Here is a 17,528-nt window from a genome sequence, read left to right as displayed (position 1 = left end):
GATACGGATGGGCGAAATGTTATTACCATTATACTTGGATGAGAGCTTTATGGACTCTGAATCAGAGGGCAGAATTTTTTTGACCAGATTTGAGAAGGACTTTCAGAAGGATTGTTTTTTGTTTCATGAGGCGAGGAACTGTACAATCTCGCCGGAGGAAGCCAGGAGCATAAGCGGCAGGCATCAGTTATGTTATGCCTATGATATGTTTCATTTTGAAAACAGAGAATTCACCGTAGAGGGGTATCGGGAGATTTGCAATGATATTCAGACCATGATTGACACAGGATTTAAATATATTCTGGTATCAAACCCCTACATTATTGAACTGCTTTGCAACGAATACAGCAAAGATATTCGTGTGATTGTCTCATCGCAGCTGGAAATCAATCATGCACACAGTAAAATATTTTTTGATGTTTTAAACAACACCAGAAGTATTTCCTATGTTGTTGTATCTCAGAATCATCTTCACAAACAAGAATTTGAAGAAATGAAACAAACATTCGGAGATATTAAGCTTATGGTTGAGTTAGACCGCCTGATTTCAGATAATCAGATTGTGCATGAGCATTTCAATAACATGCTTTACGGATATTATAATGATGCTGTAAAATGCCATTTAAAAGAGTATATAGAGGAAAACCGTCGTTATTTCAGAAAGCAGGATTTGGTGGACCAGTTTGATGAAAACATCTCTTATAAGTTGGGAGAGATTGGCGTGGAGAAGGAAATCCCAGAAAAAAATCTGGAACATCTGCTTAATAATGAATTGGAAGATATCCAGGTAATTGATTATGATTTATGGCAGTAAAAGAGAAAGAAAACTCAGCCGTTGTGAATTGGAATTATTAAAATTAACTGTAATTATAAGGATGCGAGGGTATAGATCATGAAGCTTTTAATATTAGATTTTGACGGAACAATAGCAGATACAAAGAGCAGCATTGTTAATACAATCCAGGCCACGGGAAAAGAGCTGGGCTATGGAATTGCCAAGGAGAAGGACATACAGGAAAAAATAGGGCTGCCGCTCAAGGATACCTTTTCAGCCGTATTAAAAGTTCCAGACAGCGAGATAGAAAATGCCATTGATTTATACCGCAGAAAATACCAGGATATCTGCATGGAAAGTGTTACATTGTTTCCAAATGTAAAGAGCACGATAGAGTACCTGTCACAAAAGGGAATCGTTATTACAGTTGCCTCAAGTAAGGGCAAAGAGGCTCTTCATCTATTGCTGGATCATTTAAAGGTAAGTCCTTTCATTTCCCGCATCTACGGCGAACAGGATGTAAAAAATAAAAAGCCGGCTCCGGACATGGCAAAATTAATATTGGAGCAGGAAAAATGTGAACCGGAAGAGGCATTGGTGGTAGGGGATACGGTATTTGACCTTCAGATGGGAAAGGGCGCAGGCTGTCATACCTGTGGTGTAACCTATGGAAACAATTCTTATGAAGAACTGAAAGCGCAAAACCCCACCTTTATTATTAATAATTTCAGCGAATTGAAAAGCATCTTTTAAGCAGCAAAAGGAAAAGAGGTCTCAAATGGTTAAATTATATAATGAAATTTCCAGAACCTTTAACGAATATCTGCTGATCCCTAATTTATCCACCCCCCAGTGCAGACCTGATAAAATTGATCTGACGACTCCTATTACAAGATTTAGAGCAGGGGAGGCACACGTAAGGCTTAACATTCCGTTTGTGTCAGCGATTATGCAGGCTGTATCGGATAACAAACTTGCCATTTCATTGGCCCGGTGCGGAGGGCTGTCATTTATATATGGGGCTCAGACAATTGATTCTCAGGCTGATATGATACGGAAAGTCAAAAAATTCAAATCCGGATTTGTTGTATGCGATTCGTATCTTTCGCCGGAACACACTTTGAATGATATACTGAGGCTGAAGAAGGATACCGGGCATACTACCATAGCTGTTACCTCTAACGGAAATTGGGACGGTATTCTTACGGGAATTATTACAAGCAGAGATTACAGAATAAGCAGGGATTCCCTGGATAAAAAAGTCTGTCATATCATGACTCCTTTTGAAGCGCTTATTACAGGGAGGGATGGGATGTCCCTGAATGAAGCCAATGACTTGATTTGGGCTAATAAATTAAATTGTCTTCCTATCATCAATGAAAAACAACAGCTGGTCCATATGGTGTTCCGTAAGGATTACGAAGCTCATAAGGAGAATCCTTTAGAGCTTCTTGATGAGAAGAAGAGCCTTCTTGTAGGTGCTGGAATTAATACTTACGATTATCAGGACCGAGTTCCGGCACTGCTGGAAGCAGGCGCTGACATATTGTGCCTGGACTCCTCCGATGGTTATTCCACTTGGCAATATGACGCCATTACCTATATAAAGTCAAATTTTCCCAAGGCATATATTGGTGCCGGCAATGTGGTTGATGCCGAAGGATTCCGTTATCTGGCAGATGCAGGAGCAGATTTTGTAAAGGTCGGCATCGGCGGAGGGTCTATTTGCATTACACGTGAGCAGAAGGGGATCGGAAGAGGTCAGGCGACTTCCATACTGGAAGTTACTTCTGCCAGGGATAGATATAAGGAGGAGACTGGTATCTACATCCCTATTTGTTCTGACGGAGGGATTGTATACGACAATCACATAGCGATAGCCCTGGCCATGGGTGCAGATTTTGTTATGATGGGAAGATATTTTGCAAGGTTTGATGAAAGCCCGGGAAAGAAGCTGAAAAGAGGCAATGAATATGTAAAGGAATATTGGGGAGAAGGGTCAGACCGAGCAAAGAACTGGCAGCGATACAGCATGTCAGCTAAGAAAGATACTCATTTTGAAGAAGGTGTTGACAGTTATGTTCCTTATGCAGGCGCACTCAAGGATAATTTATCCGTCACTATCAGCAAAATAAAGTCCACAATGTCAAGCTGTGGGGCCGCTTCCATCGAGGAATTTCAAAAAAAAGCAAGGATCACCCTTGTTTCCCCCATAAGTATAAGGGAAGGCGGAGCCCATGATATCATACTGAAAGATAAGGATTACTAATGGTCTTAAAGAGTCGGTAATGCAGGGTTCGGTATGAAATACATCAGAAAAGCAGTCATCATGTCAATATAAAACCAAGGGGTTGTTACTCAACAAACATTAAGTTTGATGAGTACAGCTCCTTTTTTATATAATAGGAAAGTTCGACCTTGGTTGAACTCCTAAATAAAATAGCCCGCACAGATGCGGGTACAACAAATAGACGATGGCTAGAATACGTCAATATAAAAACCTTCTTCAAATTCATCGTCATCAAGATCATCATCCTCGATAAGGAAGTAATGCATATCCAGCAAATCAGAGTCAGTCATGTTTTTGACGAGTTTTGCAGTCATTCCTTCCGGGGGATTTTGAATATATTTTTGTCTGAGTTCCTCTATAAGTTTTGGATCCATTTATTTTAAGACCTCCTGTCTGTTAGTAAATTAAGTATGATACAGACAGGTGAAAAAATCAAGCGGAACGACATTTGGCTTTTGCCATTGTCCTTTCATAAAGTTTTTCCAAAGAAACTCTGTGGTGATCATAATAAAGTTCTACAAGCAGCATTTCATGCTTACATTTGGGGCAGTTCAAGGGATCATAACCAAAAGACAAAATAATGTTGCTGCGCCACTTTGTAAAACTCTGCAGAAGCTGGTGCTTGGACTTAGGGATGGCTTTGTACAAAGATTTATCTATTTCCCTGTGCCTTGAATAAAGTCCATAATAACGAGTCATTTTGAAGTTTTTCTCAGGGATATGCTGGATTAATAAGCGCATGAAATCAAGTGCAGGAAGTGTTTTCTTCACATAGGCATTATCTTCATGACGGTTATAATGGAAAGTGACATGTTCTCCATCATAGGAATCAATCCGCTTTAATGCGATGACAGGACGGCCAAGATATCGGCTGATATATTTGATTACAGTATCGGTATCGGAGAGATTGGGTTTGGCATAAACGTAGAAACCATTTTTATCTTTGCGATAAATGAGGGCCTTAGTTTTTTTGAAAGAAGGACCGAGGCGTGATTCCAACAGGTTCAAAAGAGCAGTCTGGAAGGATTTCCTTAAAAGGGTGTAGTTGAAGTGTTTCACAGTCCGCCAGGAGCCGTCATCAGAAAAGCCGCCTTCAGAGATAAGGCAATGGATGTGAGGAATCCATTCCAAAGGGCGTCCGAAGGTGTGAAGAACACAAATGAAGCCGGGGACAAAGTTTTTAGATTTGTTTATGTTATGAAACATTCGGAGAACAACACTGCGGACAGCCTGAAAAAGACAGTCCAGGAGAGAACGGTCGTCTAAAAAGAAATGTCGGAGTTCATCATCAATGGTAAAGACACAGTGTCTGTGTACGCAATGAATGAGTTTAAAGGACATAGAAGTAGAACGTGCCTGTGAATACTTTACGCCGCAAGAGGGGCAGAAGCGGCTCTTGCAGCGGAAGGGAACAAACTTCATATTTTCACAATGAGGACAGATATACATGGCGCCGCCAAAGGAAGGGTCGCCACAGTTAATCATCCGGTCAACGTTTTCAATAACGACTTGGCGAGGGTGAAGGGTATACAACATTTCTTCAAAATGGTCTGAAAATATTTTCTGTAGTATATTCATAAGTCCATTATGGAGCAAAGTGATAAAAAAAGAAACCCCTAATCCCCTCAAGATTGAGGGGCAGGGGAGCTGAAGTGTCGAAGACACTTATTTATATTTTGAAACGATTAGTTTTGCAACACGCCCTTTTCTAATGCTGTTTAAAATGGTATACTAACACTATCTTTTTGACGGAGGTGACTGTGATGAAAAAAATGGTTTCATGGAATGTGAATGGACTTCGGGCCTGTGTGGAGAAAGGCTTTCTGGATTATTTTCATGAGGTGGATGCAGATGTATTCTGTATTCAGGAAAGCAAGCTTCAGGAGGGACAGATTGACCTTTCTCTACCTGGCTATTATCAATATTGGAATTATGCAATAAAGAAGGGATATTCAGGAACTGCCCTGTTCACCAAAGAAGAGCCGTTATCGGTCACATATGGAATGGGGATAGAGGAACACGACCAGGAAGGCCGGATCATAACAGCTGAATTTCCGGAATATTACGTGGTGACCTGCTATACGCCCAATTCCCAGAATGAACTGGCGCGCCTTCCTTACCGTATGACCTGGGAGGATGCATTTCTGGCTTATTTAAAAGGGCTGGAGGAGAAGAAACCAGTTATATTCTGCGGAGACTTAAATGTGGCACACAAAGAAATCGATTTAAAAAATCCAAAAACCAACCGGAAAAATGCAGGCTTTACCGATGAGGAGAGAGAGAAGTTTACCGCACTGGTAGAAACTGGATTTGTGGATACCTACCGTTATTTTTATCCGGATCAGAAAGAGATTTACTCCTGGTGGTCGTACCGTTTTCGGGCGAGGGAGAAGAATGCAGGGTGGCGTATTGATTACTTCTGCGTATCTCAATCTCTGGTGGACAGGCTGGTAAGCGCAGACATTCACACCCAGGTAACAGGTTCTGATCACTGTCCGGTGGAGCTTGTAATTGAGTAGTCAGGGATCAGACAGAGTATTACAGGAGAACAGCAAAGAATGAATTTATTGACAATTGAGCATTTAACAAAATCATATACGGAACGGCTGCTGTTTGATGACACCAGCTTTAGCATTAATGAGGGAGAAAAGATCGGCCTGATCGGTATTAACGGTACAGGAAAGTCCACGCTTCTGCGCATTGTGGCAGGGCTTGAAGAGCCGGATGAGGGAACCGTGGCAAAGGGCAGAAACTTAGATGTCCGCTTTCTTTCCCAGAATCCCAGGTTTGAAGAGGGGGAGACCATTCTGGAAAGTATTATCCGGGAGAATGAAGGGCATGAACATGTCTGGGATTTAGAAACCCAGGCGAAGAACATGCTGACCAGACTGGGATTTACGGAATTTGATACCAGAGTGGACACGCTTTCAGGTGGTCAGAGGAAGCGGGTTGCGTTGGTAAGCGTTTTGCTTTCCACTGCAGATTTACTGGTTCTTGATGAGCCGACCAACCATCTGGACAGCAGTATGGCTGACTGGCTTGAAGATTATCTGCGCCGTTTTAAGGGTGCTCTTTTGATGGTAACCCATGACCGGTATTTTCTGGACAGCGTGATTAGCCGGATTGTGGAGCTTGATAAGGGAAAACTTTACAGTTATCAGGAAAACTATGGCGGTTATCTGATACTGAAGGCTGACCGTATGGATATGGAGCAGGCAACGGAGCGGAAGCGCCAGTCCATTCTAAGAATTGAACTGCAATGGATGCAAAGAGGTGCAAGAGCTCGTTCCACCAAACAAAAGGCCCATATCGAGCGGTATGAGGCTTTACGGGACCAGAAGGCACCGGAGCTTGATAAGAACGTGGAGCTGGATTCCATAGAGAGCCGTCTGGGACGCACTACCGTAGAACTGGAAGGGATTACAAAGGCTTTTGGCGATAAGGTCCTGATGAAAAATTTTAATTACATTTTTCTGAGAAATGACCGTATCGGAATCATCGGTCCCAATGGATCGGGTAAGTCCACTCTTATGAAAATAATCGTAGGCTGGCTAAATCCGGATGAAGGAACCGTAACGGTGGGGCAGACTGTAAAAATGGGCTATTTCGCTCAGGAGAGTGAGGATATGGACGGCAGTTTAAAGGTAATCGATTATATCCGAAGTGCCGCAGAATACGTGAAAACCAAAGACGGCAGTGTCAGCGCCTCCCAGATGTTAGAACGGTTCCTATTTCCGTCCAGCGTTCAGTATACAACTGTAGAAAAGCTCTCCGGCGGGGAGAAACGGCGGCTGTATCTGCTTAGGATCCTTATGGAAGCGCCCAATGTTCTGCTGCTTGACGAGCCTACCAATGATCTGGATATCCAGACGCTCACCATTCTGGAGGATTATTTAGACAGCTTTCCTGGTATTGTTATAACAGTGTCTCATGACCGGTACTTTTTAGACCGGGTTGTGCGGAGAATCTTCGCTTTTGAAGGACAAGGCAAGGTTTCTCAGTATGAGGGCGGATTTACGGATTATCAGGCAGCATTTACAGCCAGGTATCCGGATGGACTTCCAGGGGAAGAGGCAGTAACAGAGAAAAAAGCAGATACAGGAGAGAAAAAGGGACGGGAAAAGTCAAAAGGAGAGCGGAAACTTCGGTTTTCCTACAAGGAACAGCGGGAGTGGGAAACCATTGAAGATGATATAGCTGCTTTGGAAGCGTCAATTGAGACACTGGATGGTAAGATTGAAGAAGCGGCCAGTGATTATGGCAGGCTTAATCAGCTGATGGAAGAAAAGGCACAAAAAGAGGAACTTTTAGAGGAGAAGATGGAACGCTGGATGTATTTAAACGATCTGGCGGAGCAGATTGAGAACCAGTGACAGGTTGCTGCAAAGGAGAAAAGGGATGAAACAGTACAGGATCGCAGAGAAAGAAATAGGATATTATCCCATGGGAATGACAAAGACTGAGGGAGGAATTCATTTTTCCGTTGCTGCAAAAGGAAAGGAGTTAAGACTGCTCTTTTTTCATGAAGACGAAAACCAGCCTTTCTGTACATTTCTCTTTCCAGAGAAGAATAAGCGGGGGGAAGTTTTTTCTGCCACGATACTTGGGGATGACTTTACCGGGATTTACTATTGCTATGAGATAGACGGAAGACTGTTTTCCGATCCGTATGGGAGAGCTTTTACAGATAAGGAAAACTGGGGAGATTTAGAAGGAGCAGACCAAATCTCTAAAAGTCCGGCTGTATCAGATTTGTTCGACTGGGGAGATGACAGGCGCCCTTTGATTCCGTATGAGAATTCTGTGATTTACCGGATTCATACACGTGGATTTTCCATGCATTCTTCTTCAGGAACCAGGAACAAAGGGACTTTTCGTGGGATTGAGGAAAAAATTCCTTATCTGAAAGATCTGGGGATTACAACCGTTGAATTGATGCCGGTTTATGAGTTTTGTGAAGTGATTCTTCCTGAGGTTGTGCAGGGCAATCCTTATGGTGTGGATAAACCCACTGGAAAATTAAATTATTGGGGATATACTTCAGGATATTATTTTGCGCCTAAGGCTTCCTATGCTTCCGGGGATAAGAAAGATCCGGCCGGAGAACTGAAAAGTCTGGTAAGAGCGCTTCATAAAGAAGGAATAGAGATTATCACAGAGCTGTATTTTACAGGAAAGGAGTCTCCTTCCTTTGTTCTGGATGTAGTCCGTTTCTGGGCGGAGGAGTTTCATCTGGACGGGATTCATCTGGTGGGTTATCCCCCTCTCGATGTAATCGGACGTGATCCTTATCTGGCGGGGTTAAAACTTTGGGCAGATTCCTGGGGAGATATTCCTCTTAATCAGCCAAAGTATCTGGCAGAATATAATGACAGCTTTCAGACGGATATGAGACGAGTCCTCAAAGGGGACGAGGAGCAGATGATGAATCTGGTTTTCCGGACCAGAAACAACCCTTCTGACCGGGGGATGATTCATTATATGGCAAATACCAATGGGTTTACCATGATGGATCTGGTATCCTATGATACCAAGCATAATGAAGCCAATGGCGAATTCAATCAGGATGGAAATTCCTATAATTATTCCTGGAATTGCGGGTCTGAAGGACCTACAAGAAAGAAAAAAGTGGTGGGTCTTAGAAAAAGGCAGCTGCGTAACGCCTTCCTTTTGCTGCTTCTGAGCCAGGGAACGCCTTTGATTCTGGCAGGGGATGAGTTTGGAAACTCCCAGTCCGGCAATAACAATGCATATTGCCAGGATAATGAAACATCCTGGTTAAACTGGAACCTTCTAAAAACAAACAGGGATCTTTTTGAGTTTGTAAAATCTGTCATAGCATTCCGAAAGGCCCATCCGGTATTTCACAGAAGGGAAGAAGCAAAGAACAGGGATTATCTCGCCTGCGGGTTTCCTGATGTATCCTATCACGGAGTAAAGCCATGGTATCCGGAATATGAGAATTTCAGGCGCCAGCTTGGAATTCTTTATTGGGGAGATTATGCAAAAAAGGAGGATGGTACGTCAGACAATCATTTTTATGTCGCTTATAACATGCACTGGGAGCCTCATACCTTTGACCTTCCAAACCTTCCTAAAAAACAACAATGGCATGTGGTGTTCCATACCCATAAGCTGGAAGAAAACGGGAAGTATGAGGAAGGAAAGGAACCGGTTCTGGAAGAAAAGAGCATTCTCATTCCTCCCAGGACTATTGTGGTTTTAATGGGCAGAGCGGATTAATCCAGCCGGTATGTATACATGCTGCCGATATAATATGTATCAATATATTCCAGAATATCATTCTGACTGCTGCAGGTAATATGGGATACTTTTAAAAGTGCCTCATTTTCTATCTCCAGCAGTTTTTTTTGTTCCGCAGTAGGAAGCGTTGCTGAAAGAGAGAAGTCGACGGTATGCAAATCCATAAATCCCAGTTTTTTTAAATATTGGAAAAATGAATGTTCCAGGCTGGCTATGTCAATGGCAGGTATGGTATTGCACGGTACGTAATTATAGCTGATGCTGATAATCATCTCATTGCCTGTCCGTATTCTGGAGAAATAGTGGATTAAATCATCCGGACCGGCCTGAAGCTTCTGGGCGATCTCTGCCGGAATGTCGCTGCCCCGATAGATTCTGTATTCTAATAGCCTCGCACCCGATTGTAATCCTATGGATTCCATGTCCTCCGTAAAGCTGATTGGCTGGTGGTGAAATTGTTTTTGTACCAGTGAGCTGGTAACAAAGCTCCCCTTACCCGCAACTCTCCGAATATAGCCTTCGGCTGTGAGCGCAGAAATCGCTTTATTGACGGTCATTCTGCTGACATGAAAGCGATCACAAAGCTCCGTTTCCGTGGGTATCTGGTCTCCGGCATGGAGCGTCTGGTTTTTTATATCTTTTAATATACTGTCCTTTATTTGTATATACTTTGGTTTCTGATTCATAGACGCACTCCTTCAGGGCATATATGCCTCATATTATTATATACCGGAACAAGACGATTGTCTATACAAAATGGATATAAAATTTAGATAATATTACAGATAAAATAAGTTGCAATATTGTTTTTTTTGTGATAATATATGGGAAACAAAAGGAAATGAATATACTTAGTTTAAAAGTATATACATTACGGGGGAAAGAGATAGAAAGGAGGAATATGAAGCGGATTATACTTGTAACACATGGGGACTTTGCCAAGGGCATACTTACATCCGTGAAGCTGGTTATGGGAGAGACGGATTACATTGATTTTGTCTCGATCAGTGCAAAAGAAACAATTCCTGAGATAACCGGCATGATTGAGGCTAAGATGAGGTATGATTCTGAGGAGGCAATTACGATTATCATCAGTGATATTGCAGGAGGAAGTACGACCAGAGCGGCTATGGAGCTGCTCAGTCCAGGAGAAAACATTTATCTGGTCACAGGTCTGAATCTGGGGCTGCTGCTGGAAATTGCCATGATTCCCATGAGTGGAGAGAAGTCATCGGACAGACAGTTATTAAAAAGCGCAATCGAAAATTCCAGAAACACCATTGCTCTTGTCAATGATCTCCTGGATGAAAGCAGGTGTGAGACGGATGATCTTGAGGAACTGTAAAAGGACTTTACGCCGCCTGTTTTGCGGCACTGGAGGGAAGAATGATTAAATTATTACGGGTGGATGACCGTTTGATTCACGGTCAGGTTGCGGTAAGCTGGACTTCATTTTTGGGAGCAGATACCATATTGGTTGCCAATGATAAGGCAGTCACAGATAAACTCATGCAAATGGCTTTCCAGATGGCAAAGCCGCCCCAGGTTACATTATCCATTAAATCCCTGGAGGGAGCGGTGGCAGTAATCAATAATCCCAAACATAGCGGACGGACAATCTTCGTAGTAACCGCAAGTGTACAGGATGCTCTTTATTTAATAGAACGGTGTGATGCCGTTTCGGATGTTTGTCTGGGCGGAATCAGAAAAGCACCGGATAAGAAGATGGTGGAGAGGCAGGTGTACCTGGATAAGGAGGATGTGGAGGCGATTGAGAAGATACATGCTTTGGGAAAGGGGATTTATCTGCAAGCGGTGCCTACAGAAAAGAAACTGCAGTACGGTGAGATTTTAAAAGAGTTTCATAAATAAGAAGGAGGAGAATTATATGGTATTTAAAGCGTTGCTGCTGGGGATTCTTGCAGGATTTGCGATTTGGGATGGCCGGGTATTTGGACAGCATATGTTTGACCGGCCAATTGTAACCGGACCGATTGTAGGGCTGCTGCTTGGTGATGTACAAACGGGAATAGTAATGGGTGCAGCTGTTGAACTGGTAATGATGGGTATCGTGGGAATTGGTGCGGCGACACCACCGGATGTAGTATCAGGCGGAATCCTGGCGACTGCTTTTGCCATCATGTCGGGACTTGACATGGATGCAGCTGTCGCCTTATCACTGCCTATTGCCACCTTAGCTCAATCGGTAGGAATATTAGACAGGACCATTAATAACACGTTTCTTCACTGGGCCGATAGTGCGGCAGAGGAAGGGGATTACCGGGGAGTTGCAAAAGCGTTCTGGTCAGGGGCATGGTTGTTTTGGATAAGTTCATTTCTCGTGGTTTTCCTGGGAGTGCTTCTTGGTTCCAGTACCATTGCAGCGTTTGTGGATGCACTTCCGGCTTTCATATTGAGTGGTTTAAAAATTGCAAGCGGTATGCTTCCTGCTTTAGGAATTGCAATTCTCATGCAGCTCATATTTGATAAAACTAATGCAGCCTATCTTTTTGTTGGATTTATATTAACCGCATTACTGGGAATGAGTACAGTCGGAGTGGCGATTGTGGGCGCGGTTATTGCTTATACAGTCTACCAGGCTGCGACACAGAGAAAAAAAGAGCAGATGGCTTATGCTATGACACAATCAATGTCTGATGATTTAGGAGGTGAACTATAATGAGCCGTATGGATAAAGGGTATACCGAAAATAGCCTTATTACTAAATCTGATATGAGAAAGACATTCTGGCGCTCTTTTCCTTTACAGGGCTGCTTTAACTACGAACGCATGCAGAATGTGGGATTTTGTTATTCCATGATACCAGTACTGAAGCGCTTATATCCAGAGAAAGAAAAGGCAAGAGAAGCGTTAAAGCGGCATCTGTCCTTCTTTAATACGACACCACAGATGGTCAGTTTTATCACCGGTGCCTGCGTAGCCTTAGAGGAGCAGAATAAAAAATCAGAAGAGGGGTTTGATATTGAGTCAATCACAGCTTTAAAAGCCGCTTTGATGGGTCCCGTCGCTGGAATCGGTGATTCATTTTTCTGGGGAACATTCCGTATTATAGCAGCAGGAGTGGGCTGCGGCCTGGCCGCGAAGGGAAGCCTTCTCGGAGCCGTTCTGTTTTTGCTTATTTTTAATATTCCTCATTATCTGGTGAGATATTATGGATTAAAACTGGGTTATAAAAGCGGAATTAGTTTTATAGAAACGGCTCAGTCATCAGGTATGATTGAAATTCTTACAAACTGTGCCAAAATCATCGGTCTTTGCGTGGTTGGAGCCATGATCGCCTCTATGGTGGCATTTTCCACACCCCTTGTTCTTAACATTGGTGAGACGAAGGTTGAGTTACAGGGAGTGTTTGATCAGATCCTCCCAAAGGTTTTGCCCCTTGTACTGACATTTGGAATTTACGGATTATTAAAGAAAGGATATAAAACCGTGACAGTCATGTTTGGTATCATTGCAGCCGGCATAATCTGTGCGTTTTTAGGAATATTATAATGAATTTTAAGTCTAAAATGTATGATTATATCTGTGAGACTCCCGTAGTACTTATGGATATAATAAAACGAAGAAAAGAGATAACCAAAGAATTTGTAACATTTTATCAGGATAAGAAAATTGATCAGATATATGTGATCGGTTCAGGAACCAGCTACCACGCCGGGCTTTCAGCCAAAGCTTACCTTGAGGAAATTCTGAATATTAAGGTATTTAACAGTTATCCTACACAATTTGAACGGAATGAAAAGATTTTTAACAAAAATACTCTGGTGATTGGTATATCCCAGGGAGGGCAAAGCCTTTCCACGGTTGCAGGTCTGGATTCGGCTGCAAATAGGGGACTATATACTGCTGCATTGTCAGAAAATCCTTCGGCGCTTATATTTGAACATGCAGAAACTAAAACAAGGCTTTTTGTTGGAAATGAAAAATGCGGCGCAAAAACAAAGGGATATGCCGGAACTACGGTAACTCTTATGATGATGCTGACAGAGTGGGCAATTGCGAAGGGAATACTGACGGAAGAGGCCGCTCAAGGATATTTAGAACGGATGTACCGTGTAATTGCAAATATGGAGATGGTTACTGCAGAAGCCACCAGATGGTATGATCGGATCAAGGAGGAATTTCTACCGGCAAAAAGAATTATTGTGGTAGGGTACGACGGTATGTATGCTGATGTTCTGGAAGGTGCATTAAAGATTCTGGAAACAGTTCGTCAGGGAGTAACCGGTTATGATATAGAAGAATTTTTCCATGGTATTTATAATTCAATTACCGAATCCTCTCATATCTTCTATCTTGCATCCAAAGGTGATTACAAACCACGGGTGGAGAAACTGACGGATATTTTAAGCGAATGGACCCCTCATCACTATATGATTGCATCGCCTGAAGGTCTGCTTAAAACATCTTCGAAGGATTTGATCTGCCAGTTTACAGAAGATCCTCTTTTTTCTCCATGGGAATATATTATTCCGCTGCAAGTGGTTGCCTGTCTTGCGCCACAGGATCTTGGTATAAATCCAGATATACCAAAAGATCCTGAATTTCATAAAAAAATAGGAAGTAAAGAATTAGACGGTATCAGGGATCAGTATTCAGATCTAAACGGAGAAAAGAATGATTAAAGCAGTTATTTTTGATATGGACGGATTGATGTTTGATACGGAAAAACTGTATGATATTGCATGGGAGCATGCAGGAAAGCAGTTTGGCTATGTCATAAAGCCGGAAGATCTAAACCCGATGCGCGGCGCAAATCAGACGCTTGTTCAACAATTGTTTTATAAGAAGTTTGGTCCTGAATTTGATTTTATGAAAATACGAAAATCCAGAATCCAATACATGGAGGAATACATTGGAATTCATGGGTTGCCTCATAAGACGGGGCTTACAGAGCTTTTGCAGTATTTGAAGGAGAGAAGATATCAGATTGCAGTTGCAACCTCTACCCATGAGGAAACGGCTCACAGATATCTTTCTATGGAAGGGATTGCTGATTATTTTGGTGTCTGCATCTACGGGGATATGGCAGAAAAAAGCAAACCAGATCCGGAGATATACATAAAAGCGGTGAAACGGCTGGGGAGACAGCCAGAAGAATGTCTGGTTTTAGAGGATTCTCCCAATGGTGTGCAGGCTGGCTTTCAGGCTGGCTGTCCTGTAGTGATGATACCAGATGTCATACAGCCAGGTAATGCCGAAAAGCAGAGAACCGTTAAGATACTGCCCACTTTAAAGGAGGTTATCTGCTGCTTAGAAAGCAGTCTTAATAGCCTTGTCAGGGGAGTTTAGGATGATTGACCGGAAATTCCGGTCTTTCTCCATTTAATACCCTCCAGATGTCCATTGCTGCAAAAAGCTCCATACGGTCCAGTGATTCCCGGGTGTTGGCTGCGCAGTGGGGAGAAACAATAATATTTTCATATTGAAGCAGACTGCTGTCTGCGGGAAGGGGCTCCTTTTCAAACACATCAAGAGCAGCTCCTTTTATTTTTTTATCTTTGACAGCCTGAATTAAATCATCTTCCTGGATTAAACCACCTCTTGAGACATTGATTAGAATGGCAGATGGCTTCATCATATCCAGCTGTTCTTTTGCTATCATATACCTGTTTTTTTCAGAATAGGGAACATGAAGGGATATAAAATCAGCATTTTTATAAACTTCTTCTGGTGAAGACACCGGAGTAACACCCATTGGGGCATTGTCTGGGGTTAAATGATGATCATAGACAATGACCTTCATATCGAATCCCATGGCTGCTTTTCTTGATACCAGCTTTCCAATATTCCCAAAACCAATAAGTCCCAGGGTAAGACCGGACAGTTCTGTGTTAAATACATCCTTACGGATTGAAAAGTCGCTTTTTTTCACCGCCTCAGTCATAATCTCATGGTTTTTTGCACAGGCAAGCATGAAAAAAATGGTATGCTCTGCGACTGCATTGGAGTTGGCATCGCCGGAATTGGTCACCTGAATGCCCAGTTTCTCCGCATAAACGGTATCAATATAGTCTACACCTGCACTAAAGCTGGAAATCACTTTCAGGTTTTGACACCGGTCCAGCAGATTTTTATCGTATCGGAGCTTTCTGCTGGGACCTGTGAGTATGGCATGACATTGTTCCCAAACGGGGTCACCTAAAGATGCCGGAGCAGATAATAGAAGCTCGCAGCCTTTTTCCTTCAAATATTCCGTACCTGTATGTGAAATTGTTCTGGGGATCAGCACTTTAAACATATTGGATTCCTTTCTGAAAGCAGTTGTTATCTGTCTTATGATGATACTATCACAGACCACAAATGGTTTCAAGAGAATCTGTTAAAGGCCGGTTTCTATGGTTTCATTGCACCAGCAGATGGTGGCTTCACAGGATAAAATTCCTCGGCGGAGTATGGCGTTAAAAAAATGGGCGCGGTCTTTCGATATTTCTTCAATCCCTTTTTCCAGGTCATTCTGCATTGCCAGATATTTTTCCCGCTTATTCACATGAATCTGTTTATAGTCCTCTAACATTTTGATAATGTGATCTTTTGGCTGGTCGCTGGAGAATAATAATTTCAGCATAAATTCAGAACGCATAGGCTGTAACTGCGTTTCTTCCACCAGCCAGGTCTCTAATTCCATCCTGCCTTTTGGTGTGATCTGATACATTATTTTTTTCTCGTTGGTTTCATTTGCAACGATGTCCACCAGTTCTTTGTCCAGCATTTTTTTCAGCGTTGGGTATATATGTCCAAAGTTTTCGTTCCAGAATCCAGACAGCACAGTATCGCAATATTTTTTTATGTCATAGCCGGTACCTGGTGAAACATTTAAGATTCCTAATATTGCATATAGAGATTTATTTTTTAATGCCAATGTGGGTTCCTTCTTTCCTTCATTTTGCGTATTTTTCCAGTTTTTCTGCTGTGAGATCCCAGTTTGAACAGCGTCTCATTTCTTTAGATATTTTAAGGCAGTTTTCCTTTATATTCTCATCAAAGAGGAGCTGCTGTATCTGATCTTTCAGTTTTTTCACTGATATTTCCTTTATGTTATCTGACAGACCCAGATTCATGGATACAAGTCTTTTTGCTGTCATATGCTGATCATTGACCTGTGGAAATGCGAGCATGGGTACTCCAAAGTATAGTGACTCATTCACGCTGTTAAAGCCAGCGTGGGTGATGAAAGCGTCCGCCTTTTTTAATATTTCAAGTTGTGGAAGTACGTTTTTTACCAGAAAGTTTTGCGGTAGTTCACCTAATAGGGTAATTTCGCATTTTCTTCCTATAGACATGCAGACAAAATAGTCTGTATCACGGAATGCGCAAATGCACATTTTATAAAATTCCAGGAAATCTGTATTCAGACTGCCAAGTGATATATACAGCAGCTTTCTGTCCCCAATCATGGATAAGTCTGCTGACTCTGTATCCTGCGTCCGCTCCAGTGACGGTCCGGCGAATAGATATTGGGGTTCTTTTACTGAGTCATCACCGTTAAAGTCTCTTGTTGTATATACAATATTGTGATCGCCCCTGCTTATGAAAACTTCTTCCAGTGTCGGTTCGTCTATTTTATAACAGTCACAGATTCTGCTTAATATCTCATAACAATGATCTAACTGGGGATGTGTACCAGGTATGAGCATACGCTCTGGTACCGGTGCATGGCTCATGGAAAAAGAGGAGTGAGAACATATGACCGGTGTGTGCGTAAGGTGTTTTAAAAAGTAACCGCCTCCAAAAATCGAATCACTAAAGATTAGATCATATTTGCGTTCTTTTAAAATATCCAGGATCTGAGGCAGCATTACTTCAACATATGAAAGCATATATTCCATTATTGTGTAAAACGGATGCCGGTCCGTGGGACTGTAATTCTTTAAAAAAAGATTCAAACTGCTGCCAAAGTCAATCCAGTCTGCACCAGATTTTATCACCAGTTCTGAAAATTCAGCTGAACAGAAATAATCAACTTTATTTCCTCTTTCTGTTAGTTTCTTAACCAGTCCTAGTGTGGGATTAATATGTCCGTACAGGTTTGCATTTATAAATAGTATATTCATTCCGTTCCTCCTTATATCACTCTGATATAGTTGAATTTTATATCAGAGTGATATAGTTGTCAAGAATAATATTGGACGGGCATGAAAAAACAGCAGCAGGGCAACCGGTGGTTTATTTCAGTCG

18 protein-coding genes are annotated in these 17,528 nt (G+C 42.3%); 12 read left to right on the top strand and 6 right to left on the bottom strand.

Going from position 1 to position 17,528, the window contains the following annotated elements; genetic code table 11:
* Positions 1-7: 7 nt before the first annotated feature.
* The 3 genes from RZO55_RS22725 to RZO55_RS22715 all read left to right on the top strand — a co-directional run bounded on the left by RZO55_RS22725 (position 8) and on the right by RZO55_RS22715 (position 3,044).
* A complete protein-coding gene (locus RZO55_RS22725; RefSeq protein ID WP_318066526.1) occupies positions 8-814 on the top strand; it encodes a hypothetical protein in 807 nt (268 codons plus the stop codon).
* Between the two features lie 78 nt (positions 815-892).
* Positions 893-1,528 (top strand): HAD family hydrolase, encoded by a 636-nt coding sequence (locus tag RZO55_RS22720; protein WP_318066525.1) that lies wholly within the window; start codon positions 893-895, stop codon positions 1,526-1,528.
* Between the two features lie 25 nt (positions 1,529-1,553).
* Entirely contained in the window at positions 1,554-3,044 is a 1,491-nt protein-coding gene (locus RZO55_RS22715) for an IMP dehydrogenase (RefSeq protein WP_318066524.1), read from the top strand.
* Between the two features lie 209 nt (positions 3,045-3,253).
* Here the strand turns inward: RZO55_RS22715 and RZO55_RS22710 are convergent, their stop codons facing one another.
* A complete protein-coding gene (locus tag RZO55_RS22710; RefSeq protein WP_318066523.1) occupies positions 3,254-3,439 on the bottom strand; it encodes a hypothetical protein in 186 nt (61 codons plus the stop codon).
* Between the two features lie 58 nt (positions 3,440-3,497).
* Entirely contained in the window at positions 3,498-4,643 is a 1,146-nt protein-coding gene (locus RZO55_RS22705; protein ID WP_439100073.1) for an IS91 family transposase, read from the bottom strand.
* Positions 4,644-4,828: 185 nt separating this feature from the next.
* Between RZO55_RS22705 and RZO55_RS22695 the strand changes: the two genes are divergently transcribed.
* From RZO55_RS22695 to RZO55_RS22685, 3 genes are read left to right on the top strand one after another with little or no spacing between them, the layout of a single operon-like run.
* On the top strand, positions 4,829-5,584 hold the full coding sequence (locus RZO55_RS22695; RefSeq protein WP_318066522.1) for an exodeoxyribonuclease III: 756 nt from the start codon (positions 4,829-4,831) through the stop codon (positions 5,582-5,584).
* A gap of 39 nt (positions 5,585-5,623) precedes the next feature.
* Positions 5,624-7,438 (top strand): ABC-F family ATP-binding cassette domain-containing protein, encoded by a 1,815-nt coding sequence (locus RZO55_RS22690; RefSeq protein ID WP_318066521.1) that lies wholly within the window; start codon positions 5,624-5,626, stop codon positions 7,436-7,438.
* A gap of 25 nt (positions 7,439-7,463) precedes the next feature.
* Positions 7,464-9,308, top strand: coding sequence for an alpha-amylase family glycosyl hydrolase (locus tag RZO55_RS22685; RefSeq protein ID WP_318066520.1), 1,845 nt, complete (start codon positions 7,464-7,466; stop codon positions 9,306-9,308).
* On the opposite strand, the gene RZO55_RS22680 is transcribed toward RZO55_RS22685, so the two are convergent.
* On the bottom strand, positions 9,305-10,015 hold the full coding sequence (locus RZO55_RS22680; protein ID WP_318066519.1) for a GntR family transcriptional regulator: 711 nt from the start codon (positions 10,013-10,015) through the stop codon (positions 9,305-9,307). The genes RZO55_RS22685 and RZO55_RS22680 overlap by 4 nt on opposite strands.
* A gap of 215 nt (positions 10,016-10,230) precedes the next feature.
* Between RZO55_RS22680 and RZO55_RS22675 the strand changes: the two genes are divergently transcribed.
* Genes RZO55_RS22675 through RZO55_RS22650 form a run of 6 tightly spaced genes read left to right on the top strand, consistent with a single transcriptional unit; the run spans position 10,231 to position 14,642 of the window.
* Positions 10,231-10,674, top strand: coding sequence for a PTS sugar transporter subunit IIA (locus RZO55_RS22675; RefSeq protein ID WP_318066518.1), 444 nt, complete (start codon positions 10,231-10,233; stop codon positions 10,672-10,674).
* A gap of 41 nt (positions 10,675-10,715) precedes the next feature.
* Positions 10,716-11,201 carry a PTS sugar transporter subunit IIB gene (locus tag RZO55_RS22670; protein WP_318066517.1) on the top strand — a complete coding sequence of 162 codons (486 nt, stop codon included), beginning with the start codon at positions 10,716-10,718 and terminating at the stop codon, positions 11,199-11,201.
* Between the two features lie 16 nt (positions 11,202-11,217).
* Positions 11,218-12,009, top strand: a complete 792-nt coding sequence (locus tag RZO55_RS22665) for a PTS mannose/fructose/sorbose/N-acetylgalactosamine transporter subunit IIC (protein ID WP_097005430.1) — start codon at positions 11,218-11,220, stop codon at positions 12,007-12,009.
* Positions 12,009-12,842 carry a PTS system mannose/fructose/sorbose family transporter subunit IID gene (locus RZO55_RS22660; RefSeq protein ID WP_318066516.1) on the top strand — a complete coding sequence of 278 codons (834 nt, stop codon included), beginning with the start codon at positions 12,009-12,011 and terminating at the stop codon, positions 12,840-12,842. Before RZO55_RS22665 ends, RZO55_RS22660 begins: the two co-directional genes overlap by 1 nt.
* Entirely contained in the window at positions 12,842-13,975 is a 1,134-nt protein-coding gene (locus RZO55_RS22655) for an SIS domain-containing protein (RefSeq protein ID WP_318066515.1), read from the top strand. The genes RZO55_RS22660 and RZO55_RS22655 overlap by 1 nt, the downstream gene beginning before the upstream one ends.
* Entirely contained in the window at positions 13,968-14,642 is a 675-nt protein-coding gene (locus RZO55_RS22650) for an HAD family hydrolase (protein WP_318066514.1), read from the top strand. The genes RZO55_RS22655 and RZO55_RS22650 overlap by 8 nt, the downstream gene beginning before the upstream one ends.
* On the opposite strand, the gene RZO55_RS22645 is transcribed toward RZO55_RS22650, so the two are convergent.
* From RZO55_RS22645 to RZO55_RS22635, 3 genes are read right to left on the bottom strand one after another with little or no spacing between them, the layout of a single operon-like run.
* Positions 14,629-15,663 (bottom strand): hydroxyacid dehydrogenase, encoded by a 1,035-nt coding sequence (locus tag RZO55_RS22645; RefSeq protein ID WP_318066513.1) that lies wholly within the window; start codon positions 15,661-15,663, stop codon positions 14,629-14,631. The genes RZO55_RS22650 and RZO55_RS22645 overlap by 14 nt on opposite strands.
* Before the next feature lie 9 nt (positions 15,664-15,672).
* The gene (locus tag RZO55_RS22640) at positions 15,673-16,212 is read right to left on the bottom strand and encodes a PadR family transcriptional regulator (RefSeq protein ID WP_318066512.1); all 540 of its coding nucleotides are present in this window, start codon (positions 16,210-16,212) and stop codon (positions 15,673-15,675) included.
* Positions 16,213-16,231: 19 nt separating this feature from the next.
* Positions 16,232-17,404 carry a macrolide family glycosyltransferase gene (locus tag RZO55_RS22635; protein ID WP_318066511.1) on the bottom strand — a complete coding sequence of 391 codons (1,173 nt, stop codon included), beginning with the start codon at positions 17,402-17,404 and terminating at the stop codon, positions 16,232-16,234.
* Positions 17,405-17,528 lie beyond the last annotated feature (124 nt).

This window comes from Clostridium boliviensis (assembly GCF_033342255.1).
In the GTDB taxonomy this organism is placed as follows: Bacteria; Bacillota; Clostridia; order Lachnospirales; family Lachnospiraceae; genus Lacrimispora; species Lacrimispora boliviensis.
The sequence above is the reverse complement of the archived record's forward strand: the minus strand, read 5'-3'. Positions and strand labels throughout refer to the sequence as shown.